Source organism: Pseudozobellia sp. WGM2 (genome assembly GCF_017810075.1).
Classification (GTDB): domain Bacteria; phylum Bacteroidota; class Bacteroidia; order Flavobacteriales; family Flavobacteriaceae; genus JADNYK01.
Genome location: NZ_JADNYK010000002.1, coordinates 185238 through 207585, shown reverse-complemented (window position 1 = coordinate 207585; position 22348 = coordinate 185238). Strand labels below are relative to the sequence as shown.

At 39.9% G+C, this 22348-nt stretch carries 23 protein-coding genes; 16 read left to right on the top strand and 7 right to left on the bottom strand.

Annotated features, from left to right (window positions below; translation table 11 throughout):
* Positions 1–42: 42 nt before the first annotated feature.
* The 6 genes from atpB (at position 43) to atpG (ending at position 5197) form a co-directional block, all read left to right on the top strand.
* The gene (gene atpB, locus IV512_RS04575; protein WP_209401127.1) at positions 43–1227 is read left to right on the top strand and encodes a F0F1 ATP synthase subunit A; all 1185 of its coding nucleotides are present in this window, start codon (positions 43–45) and stop codon (positions 1225–1227) included.
* Positions 1228–1265: 38 nt separating this feature from the next.
* The gene (atpE, locus tag IV512_RS04570; protein WP_013993139.1) at positions 1266–1454 is read left to right on the top strand and encodes an ATP synthase F0 subunit C; all 189 of its coding nucleotides are present in this window, start codon (positions 1266–1268) and stop codon (positions 1452–1454) included.
* An 86-nt stretch (positions 1455–1540) separates the two neighbouring features.
* Positions 1541–2041, top strand: a complete 501-nt coding sequence (locus IV512_RS04565; RefSeq protein WP_209401124.1) for a F0F1 ATP synthase subunit B — start codon at positions 1541–1543, stop codon at positions 2039–2041.
* 44 nt (positions 2042–2085) lie between these two features.
* On the top strand, positions 2086–2625 hold the full coding sequence (gene atpH, locus IV512_RS04560; protein ID WP_209401120.1) for an ATP synthase F1 subunit delta: 540 nt from the start codon (positions 2086–2088) through the stop codon (positions 2623–2625).
* Positions 2626–2688: 63 nt separating this feature from the next.
* On the top strand, positions 2689–4269 hold the full coding sequence (atpA, locus tag IV512_RS04555; protein WP_209401117.1) for a F0F1 ATP synthase subunit alpha: 1581 nt from the start codon (positions 2689–2691) through the stop codon (positions 4267–4269).
* A gap of 67 nt (positions 4270–4336) precedes the next feature.
* On the top strand, positions 4337–5197 hold the full coding sequence (gene atpG, locus IV512_RS04550; protein WP_209401114.1) for an ATP synthase F1 subunit gamma: 861 nt from the start codon (positions 4337–4339) through the stop codon (positions 5195–5197).
* A gap of 169 nt (positions 5198–5366) precedes the next feature.
* On the opposite strand, the gene IV512_RS04545 is transcribed toward atpG, so the two are convergent.
* From IV512_RS04545 to IV512_RS04530, 4 genes are all read right to left on the bottom strand, one after another.
* Positions 5367–6530 carry a hypothetical protein gene (locus IV512_RS04545; protein ID WP_209401111.1) on the bottom strand — a complete coding sequence of 388 codons (1164 nt, stop codon included), beginning with the start codon at positions 6528–6530 and terminating at the stop codon, positions 5367–5369.
* A gap of 309 nt (positions 6531–6839) precedes the next feature.
* On the bottom strand, positions 6840–7439 hold the full coding sequence (locus IV512_RS04540; protein ID WP_209401107.1) for a hypothetical protein: 600 nt from the start codon (positions 7437–7439) through the stop codon (positions 6840–6842).
* 4 nt (positions 7440–7443) lie between these two features.
* Entirely contained in the window at positions 7444–8421 is a 978-nt protein-coding gene (locus IV512_RS04535; RefSeq protein ID WP_209401103.1) for a VWA domain-containing protein, read from the bottom strand.
* Positions 8422–8567: 146 nt separating this feature from the next.
* Positions 8568–8711 (bottom strand): hypothetical protein, encoded by a 144-nt coding sequence (locus tag IV512_RS04530; RefSeq protein ID WP_209401099.1) that lies wholly within the window; start codon positions 8709–8711, stop codon positions 8568–8570.
* Positions 8712–8868: 157 nt separating this feature from the next.
* On the opposite strand from IV512_RS04530, the gene IV512_RS04525 reads away from it, so the two are divergent.
* The 7 genes from IV512_RS04525 to IV512_RS04495 all read left to right on the top strand — a co-directional run bounded on the left by IV512_RS04525 (position 8869) and on the right by IV512_RS04495 (position 15394).
* Positions 8869–9333: a hypothetical protein gene (locus IV512_RS04525; protein WP_209401096.1), complete on the top strand. Its 465-nt coding sequence runs from the start codon at positions 8869–8871 to the stop codon at positions 9331–9333.
* Between the two features lie 79 nt (positions 9334–9412).
* Positions 9413–10882 carry a lipopolysaccharide biosynthesis protein gene (locus tag IV512_RS04520; RefSeq protein WP_209401093.1) on the top strand — a complete coding sequence of 490 codons (1470 nt, stop codon included), beginning with the start codon at positions 9413–9415 and terminating at the stop codon, positions 10880–10882.
* Between the two features lie 61 nt (positions 10883–10943).
* Positions 10944–11378, top strand: coding sequence for a dUTP diphosphatase (gene dut, locus IV512_RS04515; RefSeq protein ID WP_209401089.1), 435 nt, complete (start codon positions 10944–10946; stop codon positions 11376–11378).
* 42 nt (positions 11379–11420) lie between these two features.
* Positions 11421–12365 (top strand): lipopolysaccharide assembly protein LapB, encoded by a 945-nt coding sequence (locus tag IV512_RS04510; protein WP_209401086.1) that lies wholly within the window; start codon positions 11421–11423, stop codon positions 12363–12365.
* The gene (locus IV512_RS04505) at positions 12362–13204 is read left to right on the top strand and encodes a DUF4292 domain-containing protein (protein WP_245224675.1); all 843 of its coding nucleotides are present in this window, start codon (positions 12362–12364) and stop codon (positions 13202–13204) included. The genes IV512_RS04510 and IV512_RS04505 overlap by 4 nt, the downstream gene beginning before the upstream one ends.
* A 103-nt stretch (positions 13205–13307) precedes the next feature.
* Positions 13308–14423 (top strand): murein hydrolase activator EnvC, encoded by a 1116-nt coding sequence (locus IV512_RS04500; RefSeq protein WP_371743255.1) that lies wholly within the window; start codon positions 13308–13310, stop codon positions 14421–14423.
* A gap of 134 nt (positions 14424–14557) precedes the next feature.
* A complete protein-coding gene (locus tag IV512_RS04495; protein WP_209401083.1) occupies positions 14558–15394 on the top strand; it encodes an aldo/keto reductase in 837 nt (278 codons plus the stop codon).
* Positions 15395–15396: 2 nt separating this feature from the next.
* On the opposite strand, the gene IV512_RS04490 is transcribed toward IV512_RS04495, so the two are convergent.
* Both IV512_RS04490 and IV512_RS04485 read right to left on the bottom strand, forming a co-directional pair.
* Positions 15397–15912, bottom strand: coding sequence for an acyl-CoA thioesterase (locus IV512_RS04490; protein WP_209401079.1), 516 nt, complete (start codon positions 15910–15912; stop codon positions 15397–15399).
* 90 nt (positions 15913–16002) lie between these two features.
* Positions 16003–16968 carry an SPOR domain-containing protein gene (locus IV512_RS04485; RefSeq protein WP_209401075.1) on the bottom strand — a complete coding sequence of 322 codons (966 nt, stop codon included), beginning with the start codon at positions 16966–16968 and terminating at the stop codon, positions 16003–16005.
* 105 nt (positions 16969–17073) lie between these two features.
* Between IV512_RS04485 and dprA the strand changes: the two genes are divergently transcribed.
* The 3 genes from dprA (at position 17074) to IV512_RS04470 (ending at position 19740) form a co-directional block, all read left to right on the top strand.
* Entirely contained in the window at positions 17074–18177 is a 1104-nt protein-coding gene (gene dprA, locus IV512_RS04480) for a DNA-processing protein DprA (RefSeq protein ID WP_100870380.1), read from the top strand.
* 208 nt (positions 18178–18385) lie between these two features.
* Positions 18386–19201 carry a helix-turn-helix domain-containing protein gene (locus IV512_RS04475; RefSeq protein WP_209401072.1) on the top strand — a complete coding sequence of 272 codons (816 nt, stop codon included), beginning with the start codon at positions 18386–18388 and terminating at the stop codon, positions 19199–19201.
* A gap of 158 nt (positions 19202–19359) precedes the next feature.
* A complete protein-coding gene (locus tag IV512_RS04470; RefSeq protein ID WP_209401888.1) occupies positions 19360–19740 on the top strand; it encodes a VOC family protein in 381 nt (126 codons plus the stop codon).
* Between the two features lie 93 nt (positions 19741–19833).
* Here the strand turns inward: IV512_RS04470 and IV512_RS04465 are convergent, their stop codons facing one another.
* Positions 19834–22284, bottom strand: coding sequence for an outer membrane beta-barrel family protein (locus tag IV512_RS04465; RefSeq protein WP_209401068.1), 2451 nt, complete (start codon positions 22282–22284; stop codon positions 19834–19836).
* Positions 22285–22348 lie beyond the last annotated feature (64 nt).

Sequence of the window (22348 nt, the reverse complement as noted above, 5' to 3'; positions counted from 1 at the left end):
TTGCGCCAAATTTTAGGAGCTTAATTTTATGATAAAGAACTAATGAAGGAAGTATCAAGATCGGTCGGAACTCTATTACTACTTTTTACACTTTGCTTTTCACTCCAAGGTTTTGCGTCTTCAGAATCAGACGATAAGGCAGAAGGTGCCGTTAGCACCAAAGAAGAGATTGACGCATATATACAGCACCATATTAAAGACGCCCACGATTTTCACTTGTTCTCTTACACGGCAGATTCAGGTGAACGTAAGCATGTTGGTTTTCCATTGCCGGTGATCTTGTGGTCAAGTAACGGTCTGGTCACTTTTATGTCTTCTGAATTTCACCATGATGATTCAGGTGAGGTCATTGTAGAAAAGGGCGGCTCTAGTTTTGTGAAGCTACACGGCAAAATATATGAATTGGAAGCGGGTGCTAGCGAAGTTAAGTTTGATGAGGCCCATCATGCGACCAATGCTTCGAAGATGTTAGATTTTTCTATTACTAAAAGTGTTTTAGGTATTCTATTGGTAGGTCTTTTAATGCTTTGGGCATTTTCAAGCTTGGCCAGGCAGTACAAGACCAAAAAAGTACCATCTGGTTTTGGTCGTGTTCTAGAGCCATTGGTTATTTATGTTAGAGATGAAATTGCTAAGCCGAATATCGGAGAAAAAAAATACAGAAAGTTCACAGGTTACTTGTTGACCGTATTTTTCTTTATATGGATTTTGAACTTGTTAGGTTTGACTCCGTTAGGTTTCAACGTTACTGGCCAGTTAGCGGTTACTGCGGCCTTGGCCATATTCACTCTGGTTATATATACATTTAGTGGAAACAAAGATTATTATATGCACATGCTGTGGATGCCTGGTGTGCCGGTGTTGATTCGCCCTGTTTTGGCAATCATAGAATTGGCAGGTGCATTTTTGATCAAGCCGTTTTCGCTATTGGTTCGATTGTTCGCCAATATTTCTGCGGGCCACATTGTGGTGATGAGTTTGATTGCCATCATGTTCACTTTAAAAAATAGTTTAGGGGTTGCCGGGGCGACAGGCCTTTCATTGGTTTTATCATTTTTTATTACCCTTATCGAGGTCTTGGTCGCCTTTTTACAGGCCTATATTTTCACCATGTTATCAGCACTTTTCATTGGTATGGCCGTTGCCGAGCATGACCATGACCATGAGCACGATACCCATGGGCATGAAGTTTCCGACGCAGAAGATGTGCGCGAGAATTTCATCTAGAATTGAGTTTTTTTATTTAATATATAAATCAATTTACTATGTACAATTTAATTGGAGCAGGTTTAATCGTAATCGGAGCAGGTATCGGACTTGGTCAAATTGGAGGTAAGGCAATGGAAGGTATTGCCCGTCAGCCAGAAGCGACAGGAAAAATACAAACTGCGATGATTATCATCGCTGCACTTTTAGAAGGTTTGGCATTTGGTGCCTTGTTCTTGGGAAAATAAGAACAGCAAAACCTAAAGGCATTTTCCTGTAACGGTTGGTTGCAGGAAATGCTTTAATTCATTTTCAGCATTTTAAGATATTATATATGGAAACTTTAGTAAATGATTTTTCGCCAGGTTTGTTCGTTGTACAGACCATTCTTTTATTAGGTCTTATTTTTCTTTTGGTAAAATTCGCTTGGAAACCCATCTTAACTTCATTGAATGAACGAGAAGAAGGTATTCAAGGTGCTTTGGAAGCTGCTGAAAAGGCGCGTAAAGAAATGCAAAACCTTCAAGCCGATAACGACAAGTTGTTGAAAGAAGCACGTGCCGAACGCGAGACCATGCTAAAAGAAGCGCGCGAGATTAAAGACAAAATGATTGCCGACTCTAAAGAGCAGGCAAAAGTTGAAGGAGATAAAATGTTGAAGCAGGCGCAGGCCGCCATCGAAAGCGAAAAGAAGGCAGCTGTTGCCGAGATCAAGAATCAAGTTGCCGAGCTATCCATCGAGATTGCGGAAAAAGTATTGAAAGAACAATTGTCCAATAAAGAGCAGCAGCTTAAGCTTGTTGATAGTATGTTGGGTGATGTTAAATTGAATTAATAGAATAGAAAGTTGAAGTTTCGACTTCCTAATAAGAACAAAAAATGAGCGATTCTAGAGCAGCCATACGTTATGCTAAAGCCGTTTTAGACCTTGCGGTCGAAAAGAAAGTGGCAAGTGCCGTTGAGGAAGATATGCGTTCGATCGTAGCTACGGTTTCTGAGAGTAAAGAGCTGCGCAATATGCTTCAAAGTCCTATTATTGAAGGGGAAGCGAAGAAAGAGGCGTTGAAAGCTATTTTCAAGGGCAGCAGTGAAATCACAATCGGTTTAATCGATACTTTGGCATCTAACAAACGAATTGCACTTTTGAATGAAGTAGCTTTAAAGTACATTATACTTCATGAAGATTTGAAAGGTGAAGGTGTAGCCCAAGTAACCACGGCCGTTCCGTTGACGCCCGAATTAGAAAAGAAAGTTCTAAAACAGGTTGCACAATTGACCGGTAACGAAGTTACCATAAAGAATAATGTCGATGAAAGTATCATTGGCGGATTTGTGTTGAGAGTTGGTGATTTGCAGTATGATGCGAGCATAGCGAACAAGCTCAACAATTTGAAAAGAGAATTTACGAATAGTCTATAATAACAACTAAGACACTGGGCGTAGCGAAAAACGGTCACTGTCTAAAGTCTAACGTTTGAACAAATGGCAGGAGTAAAAGCCGCTGAAGTATCAGCAATTTTAAAGAAACAATTATCAGGATTTGAAGCTACCGCTACTTTAGATGAAGTGGGAACCGTATTACAGGTAGGTGATGGTATCGCCCGTGTATACGGACTATCCAATGCCCAGTATGGAGAATTGGTGGAGTTTGATGGTGGTCTCGAAGGTATCGTTTTGAACCTTGAAGAAGATAACGTGGGTGTGGTTCTTTTAGGCCCATCAAAAGAAGTTCGTGAAGGTGCCACCGTTAAACGTACGCAAAGAATCGCCTCTATAAAAGTTGGTGAGGGTATTGTAGGTCGTGTTGTTGATACTTTGGGAACCCCTATCGATGGAAAAGGCCCGATTGCTGGCGATACTTACGAAATGCCATTAGAGCGTAAAGCACCTGGTGTTATTTATAGAGAGCCGGTAACCGAACCGATGCAATCTGGAATCAAAGCGATCGACGCTATGATTCCTGTGGGTCGTGGACAAAGAGAGTTGGTAATTGGTGACCGTCAAACAGGTAAGACTACTGTTTGTATCGATACCATCTTAAACCAAAAAGAATTTTACGATGCCGGTGAGCCGGTATACTGTATTTATGTTGCTATTGGCCAAAAAGCTTCTACGGTTGCGGCAATTGCCCAGACCTTAGAAGATAAAGGTGCACTGGCTTATACGACAATTGTAGCCGCTAATGCTTCCGATCCTGCGCCAATGCAGGTATATGCTCCTTTTGCAGGTGCGTCTATCGGTGAGTATTTTCGTGATACAGGCCGCCCTGCATTGATTATTTATGATGACCTTTCCAAACAAGCTGTTGCATACCGTGAGGTTTCCCTTCTTTTGAGAAGACCACCGGGGCGTGAAGCATATCCTGGCGACGTTTTCTTCTTGCATTCGAGATTGTTGGAGCGTGCAGCAAAAGTTATCAATGATGATAAGATTGCTCAAAGTATGAACGATTTGCCAGAGGTATTAAAGCCCATGGTAAAAGGTGGTGGTTCATTGACCGCTCTTCCTATTATCGAAACACAGGCAGGTGACGTTTCCGCATATATTCCGACTAACGTAATTTCAATTACCGATGGTCAGATTTTCTTAGAGCAGGATCTTTTCAACCAAGGTGTTCGTCCGGCGATTAACGTTGGTATCTCCGTATCTCGAGTGGGGGGTAATGCCCAGATTAAATCTATGAAAAAAGTAGCAGGTACTTTGAAACTGGATCAAGCGCAGTTCCGCGAATTGGAAGCGTTCGCCAAGTTCGGTTCTGATTTAGATTCGGCTACTTTGAACGTCATTGAGAAAGGACGTCGAAACGTTGAAATCTTGAAGCAAGCTCAAAATGACCCATTCACAGTAGAGGATCAGGTAGCCATTATTTATGCAGGTTCTAAAAACTTGTTGAGAGATGTGCCGGTTGAGAAAGTGAAAGAATTCGAAAGAGATTACCTAGAGTTCTTGAATGCTAAGCATAGAGGTGCCCTAGATACATTAAAAGCAGGTAAATTAACCGATGAGGTTATCGATACCCTGACCAGTGTAGCAAAAGAACTTTCAAGCAAGTACAGAGGTTAAGAGTACTAGGTATGGAGGTTAGATTACACTATTAACTAACCACTATTAACTAATTACTAAAAGAGAAATGGCCAATTTAAAGGAAATACGAAATAGGATTTCATCAGTATCTTCTACGATGCAGATTACGAGTGCCATGAAAATGGTCTCCGCTGCTAAGTTGAAGAAGGCTCAAGATGCTATTACGGCAATGCGACCTTATTCAGATAAGCTTACTGAGCTTTTACAAAGCTTAAGTGCTAGCTTAGATGGTGACTCTGGGAGCAAGTATGCCGATAACCGCGAGGTGAAAAAGGTCTTGGTTGTTGCGGTTACTTCGAATAGAGGTTTGGCCGGTGCTTTCAACTCGAATATTTTGAAACAGACGAGCCATCTTATCAATGAGACCTATGCCGGAAAGCAAGTAGATTTCGTTACAATCGGGAAGAAAGCCAATGATTTTCTAAATAAGAAGTCAAACGTGATTTCAAACCATAGTGGAGTATACGATGATTTGAACTTCGATGCCGTATCGACTATCGCTGAAGAGTTGATGGAGCAATTCGTATCGGGCAATTACGATCGTATCGATATCGTTTACAACAAGTTCAAAAATGCGGCCACCCAAATTGTGATGACCGAGCAGTTCTTGCCAATTGTGCCTGCGGAAGGTGGTGAGTCAATAAGTACCGATTACAAGTTTGAGCCTTCTAAGGCTGAAATTGTGGAACAGCTGATACCTAAATCGCTTAAAACACAATTGTACAAAGCCATTAGAGATTCATTTGCCAGTGAGCACGGTGCTCGTATGACTGCTATGCATAAAGCTACTGACAATGCTACCGAGCTTAGAGACCAGTTGAAACTTACCTATAACAAAGCTAGACAAGCGGCTATTACCAATGAGATTTTAGAAATAGTTGGTGGAGCAGAGGCTTTGAATAACTAATAGTATCAGTTAGAGATAATAGATAAAAACCTCGCAGTCATGTGAGGTTTTTTTGTTGTACTTAACAAAAAACATACACTTTGAAATGTTGAGTATTAAGATTATCGCTTGTGCCATTATGTATGAATTCATCAGTTTTCAAAGGTGAGCTAATAATCTACTAATTTTCTCACTCTTTTGAATGGAAGTACCGAAACCCTGATAACTCTCTTATCGGATATTCATAATCCTCTCCGAAAATGAATAAATTATCTTCAGTAACTACATTTGATCGCCATAATAAGCGGCCCTCACCTTTATCATATATATAGCTAAACGGACCGTTTTGATTTTCACCCTCATAAGTATATTGGACTTGAACAAGCTGTTCTTTTTCAGAATCGTAAGACCAAGTGCCTGTGGTTTTTACTGTTTCCATAGCATCAGTTGTATAGACAGGTTCGCAATTAACTTCAGATTCTTTTCCAATAACATATTGCCCATACGATTCTGAAATGCGTTCATAGGTGCCATCTGCATTATAAGTTACTGTCAAAAAAAGCCAGCCATGACAGTTTGAATACTGAAATGAACCCCCTTCAGCACAATACCAAGTTCTGGGTTTATAACAAAGATTTGATCCAACAATTCTTTCTACTGTACCCCAATCCGTATAGTTTCTTACATCTTTGTAATAATTCCAAGTTCCAACAAGTTCGTCATTACCTCCCCAGTTTAAAACCGTGACACAAATTTCTTCAGCTCCACTAATATTTCCGTCTTTATCAAAAACACAAATAGAGTAGCAGAATTTTCCCGGTTCAATATTAGAATTAAAATCAACGTCTATTGAGAAAGAATTTTCTTTAAATGAGAGCTTCTTGGGAATGTCAAATTGTTTAAAGGAAACATCTTCGAAATTAGTTGTGTCAATTGACATATTGTGTTCAAAATTTACTTTGTAGTAGCTCTTAGATAGGCCTCCGTCTTTCGTTTTGAACTGAATGTATGCCCCAACTATATCAGCATTAGAGCTTACAGGAATATTAAAACCTTCGTTTAAAAATCCTTTAGAATTAACCTCTGAGACATCCAACGTAATAGCTTCATTTGGTGTTGGTAAGATTCCATCAATTTTTTCACTTCCTTTAATTATCACATTATTTGAGATAGTACTGGCTGCATCAGAATATTCAGGTTGATCTATTTCTGGCTGCTCTTGGTTTGTAGATTCATCTTCAATAATTTCTTCATCATTATTTTGTTCAACTTCGACCGGTGAAGAATCACTTTTACTACAAGAATAAATCAGAGTTAATGTTAAAATTAAGGGTAGTAATCTGCTCAGTTTCATATGGTGTTTGGTTTGTAAACGGAAAGTATTAATCAATGAATTGTTAAAATCAGTCAATCGATAAAAGACATAAAATATTTGTTGAAGGGCAATCGGTCTATTATATCAATTGGTAAAGAACAATCAATGCAACTCTACCTCACCTCCAAGGAAGCAATTTGTAGAGGTCCAACCCTACTTTTAAACGGCAATTAAGAAGTATGTATTAGCTTTACGACCTTTTAAAGGTTTTTAATAGAAAAGGGTTCGAGGTTTTAGCCCAATCTTATTTGACATTTGATAAAACACTGGCACACCTACTTTTTGCCACTACCTTTTCTCAAAATGTATTTCTACGTCGAACTGATCGGGTGTTCTCCAAAATATCTGAAGTTCACTATCTGTAAATGATATTATTTTCCAAGTAAATTGATCTATGTCAAAATCCTCTCTGGAGTATTCTTCTCCATAATTCAATAGTTCTATTAATACATAAGTTTCTTCAAGAACAATTTCATTGTCTCCGGAAGTATAAGACCAAGTGCCTTTTGCCGTACTCTTAAAAAAATCGTTTTCAAAATATGTGATTTCGCAGTTGTTCGAATCGATGCTCGCACTTTTTTCAGGATTGTACTCTATACGTTCGTACAAGTTAAGTTCATCAAACCTAATACTAAATTCTTCCCAAACCCTGCACTCTTCTACCTCTGTTCCAGAGCAGTTTCCAGAAAAAGGAAGGTCAGAAGAATCTTTGGTAGAGCAATATTCTTGACCAATAACATTTTCCCCATTATCAGTGGAGAGCTTTGTTGCGAACCAAGTGCCTAATAAATTTTGCTCGTTAAGATTTTCTGAGATGTTTTTATCCTCAGATTTCGAGCATGCCAGTAATACTGAAAAGACTAGGGAAACTGTAAATATTCTTTTCATAAACTTATTGTATAATTATTGTTTTCTCGGAAATGTCGGTAAAGCTTCCCCCACCTGCGGTATAATTTGTGGTTATTTGAACGGTCAGTTCGGTGCCCGATGGGTAATCTATTTCCCATTCTAAAATGTAGAGCTTTCGTAGCTGTCCATTTATTATCTGATAGAGATCTGCAATGTCACTACCTGTTGGGGCATAGTAAAATCGCCCCCCCGTTTCTTCTGCCAACGTCTGTAGTGACTCTTGTCTAGCATTACCAAACCCAACGGTATAAACAGGTATGCTCAAGTTCTTTGATTTGGTGATTAGGCCCGACAAGGATATCGAAGACGCGTTATCGCCCCCATCGGTAAAGCCGATGACCAACGGTAGCACGTTACTTAATTCATTGGCTTTTTCTAGACCAAGATCACAGGCACTGTAAAATGCCGTAGAGGCACCTATAAATGGATCAATTTCAATTGCCGCGTTTAAAAGCGTAGTGTCGTTAGTAAATTTCTGTACCTCTTCTACCTGTGACCCAAATTTTATTACTGATAATTGATCGGATGGGGCCTTTAGAGCTATAAAGCTGCGAAGGGCGTTCTCCATATCAAGTATATCTCTGCTCGACATGCTTCCCGAATAGTCTAGCGTCGTTGCAGCCGCGAGAGGGGCAGTATTGCTCTGGTCAAAAACCGAAAGGGCAATCTTGTTTTGACCGACCATTTCTACATTTGAATTTTCAATCATTTCAACATCATAATTTCCCAACGTAAATTCTTCAAGAGGAATGCCATCTTGGTCTGTTACCGATAACAATACTTTTAAGGTAGTACCTGATTGAGAAATTTCTACCCTAGGTATCGTTGTTTCAATTTCAGCGGTGGTGAAATCATTTAAATTTTCGAAAGCTTTCTCTGCCGAAGGTCCATCATCTTTCGAACATCCGATTGAAATAAGTGCAATAAACAGAGCGAGAGTGAACAGTAATTTATTTTTCATAATAGTGTGGTATGGTTGTAATTAAACTTATCAAAAACGTATAAATACACCTATGGCCATTTAGTAAGCGTAAGCATTCATTTATTTTACGTTTATATTTCTAGGTTTTGAGATTTTTAATTCTTTCTATTATTGAGAACCTGATATCAAAGCGTTAGAAATTCATCTACAAATTCAGCCCATACCCTTTTGTTTTTCTTACTGAACTTGCCATCAAGATGTAGTTGATGATTGTCTCTTTCTTCAGCTTCACCTGACTGGTGTGAGTCTAAAACAATTCTAAATTCCACTACATCCGATTGATTGATTTCATTTAACTCTTCTTCGGTTAAAGGGTATCTGGCACTAGCTTTTGAAGAAGAATCAGAGAAATCAAAATCGGTATTGACCGAATAATATAGTCCCGTCTGTCGCTTTATCCGTATCTATTTTCGTAAAGAACCCATTATGAAAATTAGAATTGTTGTTTTATTGGTGTTAATACTTTCATTAAGTGCCTGTTCCTCCACTAAAAAATTAGAGTCCACAGCTCCGTTCAGTTTGGGTGAAGCTTATGCTCAAGAATGGACTGTAGAAGAAGATGAAAAAAGTGGCCATGAGGTGGTCATACCGATTCTAAGTTTAGAGAATGAGAAGGCCATATTGAAAAACTTATACTATAGGGGAAAAATGACTCCTGTACGTATAGAACTTACCGAAATGGGTAATGTGGCAGTTGCCGAGTTCGGTAATCAAGATACTGCCGAAGTATCTACGGGCGGTGACTCTGAGCTATTTCCTTTTGATTTGTCAGAAACTCAGGCCGTAATCAGCTATGTGAGCAACGAAAAGGTCAGATATTATAAAATCAATGGCATTCGTCGAAACCTGGCAGTTAGTTATCCTACGCTCACGGCAAAAAATGAACGATAGGGACTTAGTATTTGGCATGTAGTAACAATACTTTGCCACATCCCTATAAATGGGTACTTTTGAGTATTAAACTTCATACTTGAATCCGCTTAAAAAACTCTTTCAGCAGACGGCAATTTACGGCTTGGCAACGGTGCTTCCGCGCATGATGTCATTTCTTTTGCTGCCATTGTATACTGGTGTGCTTGAGACGGCAGGTTACGGAGAGATATCTGTCATATTCGCTTGGTTCGCCATATTCAATGTGCTTTTGGCCTACGGTATGGAAACTGCTTTTTTCAGGTTTTATAATGGTGCTGAAGACAAGCACAAAGTGGTTTCGACCTCATTGGTGTCCATATTGGCAAGCACCCTGTTATTTACGATGTTAGCGCTACTGCTTCAAAACAGTTTAGCTACCTCAACGGGTATTGACACCGAGTTTATTCGGTATACTATATTTATCATTGCACTTGACGCTTTGGTCATTATACCTTTTGCTTGGTTGCGGGCCAATGAAAAGCCAATGCGCTATGCTGTGGTGAAGATTTTGAACGTAGCTGTAAACCTGGGCCTCAACCTGTTTTTTCTGCTACTACTGCCAAAAATGGTTCAAGAAGATTCCGAAACCTTCTTTAATTGGATGTATAGGCCCAATTTTGAAATATCCTATATATTCATTTCTAATTTAGTTGCCAGCGCACTCACCTTGTTGCTGATGTTAAAACTATATATTAGAAAAAGTTATACTTTCGATACAGAGCTGTGGAAACGTATGATGCGCTATGCATGGCCAGTTTTGGTTGCGGGAATTGCCTTTACCATTAATGAGGTTTTCGACCGGATTTTACTCGAAAGTTTATTGCCCGCCGATATCGCCAATAGTGAAGTAGGAAAATATTCGGCCTGCTATAAATTGGGGCTTTTTATGACCTTGTTCGCCACGGCCTTTAGAATGGGTATCGAACCTTTCTTTTTTAGCCATGCGGGTACTGAAAATCCGCAGAAGGCCTATGCACAAATAACCAATTATTTCGTGGTTTTGGGCAGCATTATTCTTCTCGCCGTAATCGTCTTCGCCGATATCTTAAAAGAATTGTTCGTACGAGATGAATCGTATTGGGAAGCTATGGATATCGTGCCTCTAATCATTCTGGCCAGTTTCTTTCTCGGTATTTATCATAACCTTTCTGTATGGTACAAGGTTACTGATAAAACTAGGTACGGGGCGTTTATCTCGGTAATCGGTGCATTTATAACAATTGGTATAAACTTTTTTTTTATCCCCCACATCGGGTACATGGCTTCTGCTATCGCCACAGTTATGGCATACGGCAGCATGATGGTGCTTTCTTATTATTTAGGTAAATCACGTTACCCGATTCCATATAACTTTAGAAAAATTACATTTTACCTGGGCGTTTCCATTTTATTTTCTGCCTTATCCTTTTATGTATTTGATAGGAACTTGATTATCGGCATCGCCTTACTTTTGTTGTTCTTGGGCTTGGTTTATAAACTTGAGAACGATAAATTGAAACAGATTTTCTTGAGAAAGAACCCACAGTAGACCTTTTTATTTATTCAAACAAATTGTACTAATACAAGCCTAACTGGCCTAGAATTAATTTATGGAAATTAAAATAATCAACAAATCAGCTCATGCATTGCCCAACTATGAAACGGGTGCTTCTGCGGGAATGGATCTTCGTGCCAATATTTCAGAACCCATTACGTTACAACCATTAGAGCGTTCGATTGTTAAAACAGGTTTGTTTATAGAGCTTCCGGTTGGTTTTGAAGCACAGGTAAGACCTAGAAGTGGTTTGGCGGCCAAAAAGGGAATTACGGTTTTAAACGCTCCTGGAACCGTAGATGCCGACTATCGAGGTGAAATTGGCGTTATTTTGGTTAACCTTTCTAACGAGGCGTTTACGATTGAAAACGGAGAAAGAGTGGCACAATTGGTGATTGCTAAACACGAAAGGGCCGAATGGGTAGAAGTAGAAACTCTTTCTGATACCTTACGAGGTGCCGGTGGCTTTGGCAGTACGGGCGTTAAGTAAACTTTCGCAGTCTGTCAACTCCGAAAAACAGGGTGTTTTCATATGATAAAAATAGTATACATACTTTGGGTCTTAACTTGGGTGTTTTGTGCACCTCATAAAGTTTGTGCACAAGAAGAGGCGCCTGAAATTGATGTCGAGAAAAGTGCAGAGCTCTTCTTAGAGAATTATTCCGACGATTTTCAAGAGAAGTTTTTTGAGGCTCTTAAGCAAAAGGGAATTGAAAATTACGACAAGGCTATTAACCTTTTATTGCAATGTAAAAATATAGACGTCGAAAATACGGTCGTAGACCATGAATTGGCCAAGCTCTATATCAAAGAAAAACAATACCCCATTGCCCAAGATTATGCTTTGGTCGCCCTGAAAAACAATCCCGAAAATCTGTGGTATGCCGACACCTTCGTAGAAACATTGAGAAAACAGGGCAAAACTTTTGATAATGTCAAGAGTCAACTACCTGCTGTTTCAAAGGCAAACGAAAACTTAGCGTTGGCGTATTTCAAAAAGAAAGATTACGATACGGCACTTAAAATCTTAAAGCAGACTAAAAAATCGGATTTTACAACTGAACTTTCATCTAAAATCAATACCTCTATAGAGAAATCGAAAGAATTGGTTACCAGTAGCTCATTTTCGGTATCGGCTTCCAATAATAATTCGGATGCGGGATCCTATAATCGGTACAAGATAAGGCTTCAGGGCTTTCTTAGAACAGACAATATTATGATGCTAGAGCAGGTTTCTGAAGAAGCATTGGAGAGTTACCCATCACAACCATTTCTATACTATGCATTGGGTTATGCGCTACAGAGAAAATCTAAATCCAAAGAGGCCATTGAAATGTTGGAGACCGGTCTCGATTATTTGGTAGGTAATGTCTCTTTGGCAAATAAATTCTATCAAGAGCTGGCTGACGCTTATAATTCCATTAACAATTCAGTCAAGGCAAATATGTATCTTCGTAAGATAAAACCTGGTTTTTGAGTAAACGTACTCAGAAAAAGGTTTGTAATACATCTGCGTTTATGATTACACCTATTCGATTAGCCTCTCGTTTTACTATACTCATCGTTTTTGCCCTATTAGCGTTTTCTTGTAAATCAAAAAAAAACCTTGGCGACGGTACAGCTAAATCTAGCCTAACCGCAAAAAGTATCATTAAAACACATTATCAGAATACGCTTGATTTTAAGACCATCAGTGGTAAAATGCGTATTGATTATTCCGATGGTGAATCTTCGCAAGGGGTTTCCGTAAATCTTCGTATGGAAAAGGATAAAGCCATTTGGTTTAGTGCCCCTTTCGGTATGGTAAAGGCTTATATTACCCCAGGTAGAGTGTCTTTTTATAACAAACTGCAAAACGAATATTTTGATGGTGATTTTGCTTATCTAAGTAAATTCTTGGGCACTGAACTTGATTTTGACCAGGTTCAAAATCTATTACTTGGCGAGGCATTATTTGACCTGAACGATACAAAGTATGAGACGACGGTGGTAGGTGAAAATTATCAGTTAAAACCCAAAAAGGCCATGGACCTTTTCAAGGTGCTTTTTGAAATTGAGCCTAAGAATTTCAAAATGGCGTCTCAACAATTGTCGCAACCCCTAAAAAAACGACTACTACAAATTAATTATTTAGGCTACCAGCAAGTAAACAAGTGGATTTTACCTAAAAAAATTGCGGTGGCCGCAATTGAGAATGAAGAGCGAAATACCGTAGATATTGAATATCGTAATATTGAATTTGATCAAGAATTGAGGTTTCCGTATAGTATACCCAAAGGTTTTAAAGAGATTGTTTTGAAGGATGATGCAAGGTAACAAGCCATATTTCATTGTTCTATTATTCCTTATTTTTTTGGGATGTTCTCAACTCAATGCCCAAACTAATGAGCAAGAAGCCTTAGAGGCCAAACGCGAACAATTGCAAAAAGAGATTGAACAAATCAATCATTTGCTGTTCGCACAAAAAGAGAAACGAGGCACTGTTTTAGACCGTATGGAAGGTCTTGAACAGAAAATAAAGGTACGTCAACGCTTGATTAGTGTGACCAATGAACAATCGAATCTACTCAACAGAAAAATCAATACGAACATCAATGCCATATCGGCTCTAAGAAAGGAACTCAACGATCTGAAAGATGATTACGCCATGATGATTCAAAAGGGTTATCAGAGCAAAATTCAACAAAGCAAGTTGATGTTCTTGTTATCTTCCGACGATTTTTTTCAGGCCTTTAAAAGACTTCAATACATCAAACAATACACCGAATTCAGACGACAGCAAGGTGAGAAAATTGTGGTGAAAACAGAAGAGCTTACGGTGCTCAATCAAGACCTGACCGAACAACGAAAAGAGAAAGACCGATTGATTGCCGCCAACCGAAAGGCTAGAAATGAACTCACCTCCGAGAAAAAGGCGCAGCAAGATTTACTGGGTTCAATTAGAAAGAACGAAACCAAATATGCCGCCGAAATTCGTGACAAGCAGAATCAGGCAAAACAAATTGACCGTGAAATAGAGCGTTTGGTACGTGAGGCGATAGCCAATGCCAATAAAGATGCGGGTAAGGCTTCCGATGATCCAAGCAAGTTTTTGATGACACCGGAGGCGGCCATTATCGCGAACAGTTTCTCGGCAAATAAAGGCAGGTTGATCTGGCCAGTTGAAAAAGGGTTTAAAAGTCAAGGCTTCGGTGTGTATAGCGATGCTATCTATCCAGGTATTAAACACCAGAGCAATGGTGTAATTATCACCACTGATGAGGGTGCAAGGGCCAGGGCGATTTTCAGGGGAGAGGTAATCGCGATTCTCTCTATCCCTGGGGGTAATAAAGCGGTGCAGCTTAAACATGGTAACTATATCAGCACCTACTATAATCTCACCAATTTATATGTAAAAAAGGGGGATAGAGTAGATGCAAAGGCAGAACTGGGCGACATTTATACCAATCGGTCTAGTGGGCAAACGCGTTTGAAGTTCTACCTACATCAGAATACTTCTAAGCTTAACCCTGAAGATTGGGTTTATCAATTGTAATCGCTATCAACCCTTAAGATTTTATAAAAATTTTAATGGTTGCCGATATTTCTCAATGAGCCATATTTGGTAACTTACCGAATAAACACAATCAGATTAGAGGCAAACTGTCTAGAACAAAATAAAACACAAGAATGAGTAAGATTACAGATATTCAAGGGACTTTTACATTAAACAACGGGGTTGAAATGCCATACTTCGGCTTAGGCACTTATCAAGCCGATAATGATCAAGAAGTGGTCGATGCGGTCAAATTTGCTTTAGACCAGGGGTATCGTCACATAGATACCGCAGCGGTCTATAAGAATGAAGTAGGTGTCGGCAAAGCGATAAAAGAGAGTGCCGTGGCTCGGGAAGACATTTTTCTTACCACTAAGGTATGGAACAGCGATCAGGGCTACGAAAGCACCTTAAAAGCTTTTGAGGCCAGTCTGGAACGATTGGCAACCGATTACGTAGACCTGTATTTGGTGCATTGGCCCGTAGTGGCGAAGTATAAAGATACTTGGAGAGCTCTTGAAGAACTGTATAAGCAAAAAAGAATACGAGCCATCGGCGTAAGTAACTTTCTGCAGCACCATCTAGAAGACCTATTACAAAGTGCCGAGATTGTACCTATGGTCAATCAAATGGAGTTTCACCCTTATTTGGTGCAACAAGATCTGTTGAATTTCTGTACTGACAAGGGCATTCAGTATGAGGCATGGTCCCCGTTTCTTCAAGGGAAGTTGTTCGAATTGGACATTACCAGAGATTTAGAGGAAAAGTATGGTAAATCTGCTGCACAGATCGTACTGAGATGGAATCTACAGAAAGGGGTTGTGACCATACCAAAATCCGTTCATAAGAATCGTATTGCTTCGAACTCTGAAATTTTTGATTTTGAGTTAAACGATGATGAGGTGGCCTATCTTGATTCGCTCCATAAGGGAGAACGCACTGGCCCTGACCCTGATAATTTCGATTTCTAAGATTAACCTTCCATAAATAAAGCCCTTAGTTCAGTAGCATCTTTGGGCTGCATTTTTCCCGCAAGCACAAGACTTAGCTGTTTTCTGCGCAAGGCCGCGGCGTAGCGCTCTTTTTCCAAATCGGTCTCAGGAATTAATGGAGGTACTTCCGTAGGTCTTCCGGTATCATCAACGGCTACGAAGGTGTAGATGGCTTCATTTGCTTTTGAACGCTCGCCGCTGAAACGATCTTCCATCCAAACGTCAATATAAACTTCCATAGAAGTATTGAAGGCCCTTGAAACCGCTGCATCGACAGTTAAAACGCTTCCTACAGGTACAGATTGGTTGAATGCAACATGGTTGACCGAAGCGGTCACCGTAATTCGGCGGCTATGGCGTCTGGCAGCAATACTGGCAGCACGATCCATTCTGGCTAATAATTCACCTCCAAACAGGTTATTTAGGGGGTTGGTCTCACTGGGGAGAACCATATCGGTCATGGTAGTTCTAGAATCTCTGGGTTTTTTGCCCTCCATATCTAATTTTTGGGCAAAGATACACGCATATCTAGTTTGAGTCTAACATAATCCGAAGGAATAATGAGATTTCGCTCAGTACTTAAGCAATTACTTTACCGATTTTAACCAAGCATCTTTTTGCGTAAGCTTGATTTCTCGAAGTGCCACTAAAGCTTTATCGGTATCGGTAAAACTATCATAGGCCACCATATAAAGTCCGAATGGGTTGGTACCAATATATGAAGGGTTGTAACCTTGATTTTTAAGTTGGGCAATTTTTCTATCGGCATTCGTTCGATATCTAAATGCGCCAGCGATAATGTGATGTACTTTTTGACCAGATTCAACCTTTGTTGCTGTTGTCTTTTTAGAAGTCTTCAGGGTAATTGCAGGCAATTCTAGAGGTTTCGTGTCAAAAAAGGTAGCTTCTTGAATGCGTTTCGAAACTAGTTCTTGTGCTTCTTCTCTAGCCAGTTGTTGGTTGGCTTGATCGGTCTGGTAATATTTATACCCGGCGAAACCGGCGGTCAACGCCAATAAAACTACCGCAGCATATTTGAGATAAGGTCTTACGCCTAAACCCTCCCTTTTTTCTGGGGTAAAGGTTATAGGCATTTTCTCTTCCATCTCGCTTACTTCGGTCTTCAAGATTTCTCGGGTAACCGGAGCGGAAACAAATGAGGTCATACCAAATGATGAAGTCAGGTAATTTACACTACCTATGGGCTGAAATTGTATTTTTCCTTCGGCGTTTGTCGAAAGAGAACCTATTTCAGAAAGTTTGAGATACTCGCCTTTTTGTAGTACTGCTTCCCATTCCGCGACTTCCTCCTTAGTCTGCTTCAACATTTCTTCGAAAGAAATATTCTGAGCCTCCGCAGCGTAGGAAACTAAAAGTCCGTCATTGGAGACCAGTTGCTGATTGAACGAAACCGTCTTGGTCGGTGGGTAGAAGGTATTGGTGCCTTCTTGAATGATCGCAGATTTTTCTTGAGTGAGAAATGCCCCGAAACCAGGCACGATTACGCAATTGTAGCGATAGAGTAAATCTTTTATATAGTGTTCTAAGCCCATACACCGCAAATTTTATAAAAAATAGAGCGTCAAAACAGGGTTGGCATAACTTTTTATTAACATTATATTTTGTGTATTTTGTGGATAACTTTTACTCGATTATATATGACTACAGATGAATTGCTTGCGGTTTTGAGACTTCAACATACACCAAATATCGGCGATGTAACGGCGAAGAAACTTATAGCACACTGTGGTAGTCCATCGGAAATATTCAACACAAAGAAAGCCGATTTATTGCAAATTGAAGGAATCGGAACCCATGTTCTTCGCGGTATTTACGATGCCGAACATCAAGAAGCAGCTGAAGACGAGTTTGCCATTATCGAGAAAAAGGGTTGGCGGTACAGTTATTTTGCCGATTCTAGCTACCCTCAATATTTAAAGCACTGTATCGATAGCCCAATTCTTTTGTTCAAGGAAGGCGATATCGATTTACAGAACAGAAAAATCATTAGCGTTGTAGGCACACGCAAAATCACCAGTTATGGGCAGGCATTTTGCGATAGGTTCATTGAAGATTTGGCACCTCTGGATCCGATAATTGTTAGCGGCTTTGCCTATGGTGTTGATATTGCAATACAACGGGCGGCCATAAAGCACGGTCTTCAAACCATTGGGTGTTTGGCCCACGGCCTGAATCAAATCTATCCGAAAGTGCATGCTAAGTTTGTACCCGATGTAAATAAAAATGGAGGTTTCTTCACCGAGTTTTGGAGTACGAGCAAACCTGACCGGGAAAATTTCCTGAAACGTAACCGCATTATTGCCGGTATGAGCGAGGCGACGATAGTCATAGAATCTGCGGAAAAGGGGGGTAGTTTGGTTACCGCGGATATTGCCAATAGCTATAACAGAGATGTTTTTGCCGTACCTGGAAGGTCAAATGACAAGTACAGTAGCGGTTGTAATAATCTTATCAAGCAACAACGGGCGCATATGCTCACCTCTGCCGCTGATTTAGTTTATTTATTGAATTGGGATGTAAGCGAAAAAGAAACCAAGAACGTGCAAAAGCAACTTTTTGTGGAGTTAGACGATACCGAGAAATCGATATACACCTATTTACAGAAAGATGGGAAACAGTTGTTAGACAGCATTGCTTTAGAGTGTCGGTTACCGATTTTTAAAACTTCATCGACCTTGTTGAACATGGAAATGAAGGGAGTGATACGACCCTTGCCCGGAAAGCTGTTCGAAGCTATTTAAATGGGCAACTCGTTTACTGCTATAGCACTTTGCTTAACCGACCAGCTGGTCTGTAATTCGTCGATAATGGCTGTAGTATTTGAATTTAGGGTAGGTAATCGATAAAAAGCACCTTGAAATCTGTATTTTTTGAATTCTAGGTTAGAAATTAGATGTCAACAACCGACCGTTGGGTCGGTTTCAATAAATTTCACGATAGATTAAAAAAATGGAAATTTTCGAGTCGATTAAAGACCTTTATATGCCGGTGCAACCTACCGTAAGGCAGTCCGCTCAAGATGTAGTTTATCGAGAAATGCTACCTGATGAAAGTTTGCGTAATGTCATCTATTGTTATTGGGAGTTGAAGACAGTTCATGCATTAGAAGGGCAGTTTATCTATCGGGTCGTATCCGATGGTTGTATCGATATCTTTTTCGAATTGAATAGAGCAGATGAAATTTTTGTTATGGGCTTTTGCAAGAAGTTTACCGAGTTTCCCCTAGAACATAATTTTCATTATGTAGGCATTCGATTTCTCCCGACGATGTTCCCTCAGCTGTTCAATATCGATGCAACTATATTGAGTAATAGATATGCAAATCTTGAGACGGTACATAAGAATACGGCTATCTTTCTTTCAAAAACTATGAAAACAAATCACAACCTTGAAGAGATAATGCCTGAGCTTGACAATTATTTTTCAGAGCAAATAAAACGGGCTGATTTCAATACCGATAACCGACTCTACAAAGCCATCGGCATCATATTGCAAAATAGGGGCGTGGTCAATCTTGCCGATGAGCTTGATATCGGTATCAGTCAACGCCAACTGCGTCGCCTTTTCAAATTTTATATTGGTGATACGGCTAAGACATTCAGTAATGTGGTACGGTTTCAAAATATTTTAAGGGCGAAACCTTCGGTTCAGAGCTTGAAAATGAACAAACTATTCTTTGATGTAGGGTATTATGATCAGGCACATTTTATAAAAGAGTTCAAAAATCATTACGGGGTAACCCCTTCTCGTGCTTTCAGAGGGTAATTATGTCCGATTTTTACAATGTTTCCTTTCCATAAGAATTGAAATTTGATTATTGAAATTTATGGGATATGAATCGAACAGTAAACCTAGTTTGCCTGCTCTGTCTGACGGCTTCTATTTTCGGACAGGCGGGAAAACCTCTAAAAAAACGAATAAACATGAAACTGAATGCCGGAGTAATTACCGAAAAATTGGCCGAAAGCAAGAAATTTTATTCTGAAATTCTTGATTTTGGAGTCACCTTTGAAAACGAGTTCTACCTTTTGATGCATACCCCTAACCGAGAAGCTGAAATAGGATTTCTCTTACCCGACCACCCTTCACAACAGCCGCTTTTTCAAGAAAGATTTTCAGGTAAGGGAATGTATTTGACCATCGAGGTTGAAAATGTAGACGAGCTATATGGCAAAATAAAAGAGAAGAATGTTGATATTAAGATTCCCATTCGAGATGAACCTTGGGGAGACCGCCATTTTGCGATTGAAGACCCCAATGGCATAGGCATAGACATTGTAACTTATTCAGAACCCGACGAATAAATTGAATTTTTAAAAACCATTCGGTCGGTTTATATAAACATCTTAAAATTTAGTTAAGTTACAGAAGAGAAGTAATCCAAGCCTTTCAAATAATTAATACAGCCTGTTTTTCTCCTCTTCCGCACCACCTTTTTTATCGGTCGATTTCAATTTGATATTACCAAATTTATAGGATACGCTAAAGCGGACGACAGTACTGTCAAAATCCGTATCTATGTTATAACCACTGCTGGTCAAATTACTGAAAATGGTTCTTTTGCCCCAAGTATTGAAAATATCGCTTAAGGCCAATTTAACGTTCAATTTATTATCAAAAAATTGCCTGCTAACGCCCATGTCGACCGTGTACCGCGATTTTATATTGAATACCCCGTAAACGTTAGGAGATAAATAGGTAGCACTCAGTTCGGCAGAAGTGCGGTTATCGATGGTAAAGGTATGGTTCGTGCTTGCCTGCCACGCCAGTTTTTCCAATTGCAGCAGTGCGCCCTCAATCTCGTTGGATCTGTACTGGTTATAGTAAACCGATACGTTATTATAGGTGCCCCACCAATTAGTAACCTTGATTGGAGCGTTAACGTTCAAACTGTACGAACTGAAGCCGTTAAGGTTAGCATCCGTTTGGGAAATCGATCGGGATTCGGGGTCGGTCAATATGATGTAGGCGATTGCATCCTTAGTATTGCTATAGCTCAAATCGAATTTATACTTGTTCTTGAGCAGGTATCCGATGCTGTAGGAATCGGTGTATTGGGGTTTTAAAAAGGGGTTCCCGAAACGGAAGGTGTATTGGTCGATATAATACACGAATGGATTCAACGAGGAATAATTGGGCCGATCGATCCGTCTGCCATAACTGGCATTTATGACATTCAAATCGTTGATTTTTTTCTGGATGAACAGCGTTGGAAATAGATCCGTGTAGGTTCTGTCCACAACATTTTCATCCGTTATCGAGTTTCCGGTCGATACGGTTCTTTCCGCACGCAACCCGGTCTGAATGTCGTACGATCCCAATTGAATGTTGTAATTTATATAGGCAGCACCTATTTTCTCCGTATAGATAAATTGATTGCTCCTTCTTTCATCATTGACATAACTGCCATTATCCTGTAATATGTCGTATTGAAGTATGTTGTCCGTTTCTACCGAACTGTATTTTAAACCGGCCTCTATCTTTGAAGTTTCGGTAAAAGGATGCGTGAAATTCACTTTTCCGACATAAATATCCGCATCCTGAGGGGTCAAGTTCCTGAAGTTTTCGTCAGGGCGGTATTCGTTCCGGTTTTCGTCCAAGAAACGATTGCTGAAATCAAAACCTTCATTTCTTCGTGAATTGGAATAGTCGTAGCTAAGTCTCAGGTCGGTTCCTACGGTGTCCAGTTGCACCTTATAGTTCAGGTTATAGGTAATGTATTTATTTGGATATTTTCCGACTGTCGCTCCCAAATTGGTCGAATCGATTTGCTCTGGCCGGCCCCCTATATCGGTTGTAGCCACAATCCTAGAATTTCCGTTGACGAAATTACCGCTGATGATGAAACCCAAAGTACTTTTTGGGGAAAGGTCGACGTCGGCTCCCACTTTAAAATTATGGATTTTGAACCTATTTTTTTCGAAGGAAGAAGAATTGAAAAAAACGGTCTGCCCCGAAACTGATGTCGAGCGGTCGATATCGATGGTTTGAAACCTTTGGTTATCCGAATAATCGTAATTGGCGAAGATATTCAGCACCTCGTTTTTATGGTTTAAGGCTACTCCCCCGTTGGTTTTTATGTAGCTGCCCTGCCCATTGCCTAGGTTTACGCTTACGTTCGTTCCGGCATCCCGGTTTTTTTTCATTTTGATATTGATGATTCCCGCGTTGCCGGCTGCATCGTATTTTGCCGAAGGGTTTGTCATTATCTCGATGGATTCTATGACACTTGATTGTGTGGAATCCAATAGGTTTTGCAACTGTTCCGGGGACAAATAGGTCTGCCTACCATTTATCAAAATAAGTACATTACTTTTTCCTATCAAGCTAAGTACGCCGTTATCAACGGTTACGCCCGGAGCTTTTTGTAAAATATCCATAGCGGTGTTCCCTGTTGCGAGTACACTATTTTCAATATTCAATACGACCCTGTCCACTTTATTTTGAATCAACGGTTTTGTGCTTGTTACAGTTACTCCTTCCAATTCAAAACTCTCTTCTTCCAATTGAAGTGTACCGAATTCCTTTTTCTCATTTGGTGCGATTTCAAAAATCGCAGAATTATAGGTTTTAAAACCCAATATACTTGCCGCAACATAATACGTTCCGGCGGGTACTTTTTCAATCAGGAACGAACCTAAGTCATCGGACATTGCGCCCTTTACCATTGACGAATCAGATACTTTAAATATGACCAAACTGACGTAGGGCAAGGGTTCGTTCATAACGGTCGTTATCTTTCCGTCTATTTCTGCGGTCGCTTCCGATTGTGCTTTGGCAGGTGCGCCGAGCAGGGTTGCACAAAAGATTACTATTAGAATTATAAAGTTATTTTTATATGATTTCATTGCTTAAATTTTGACATGGGTTTTCTACCCCAAGAATTTTTCTTAGGTCAACAATACATTAATG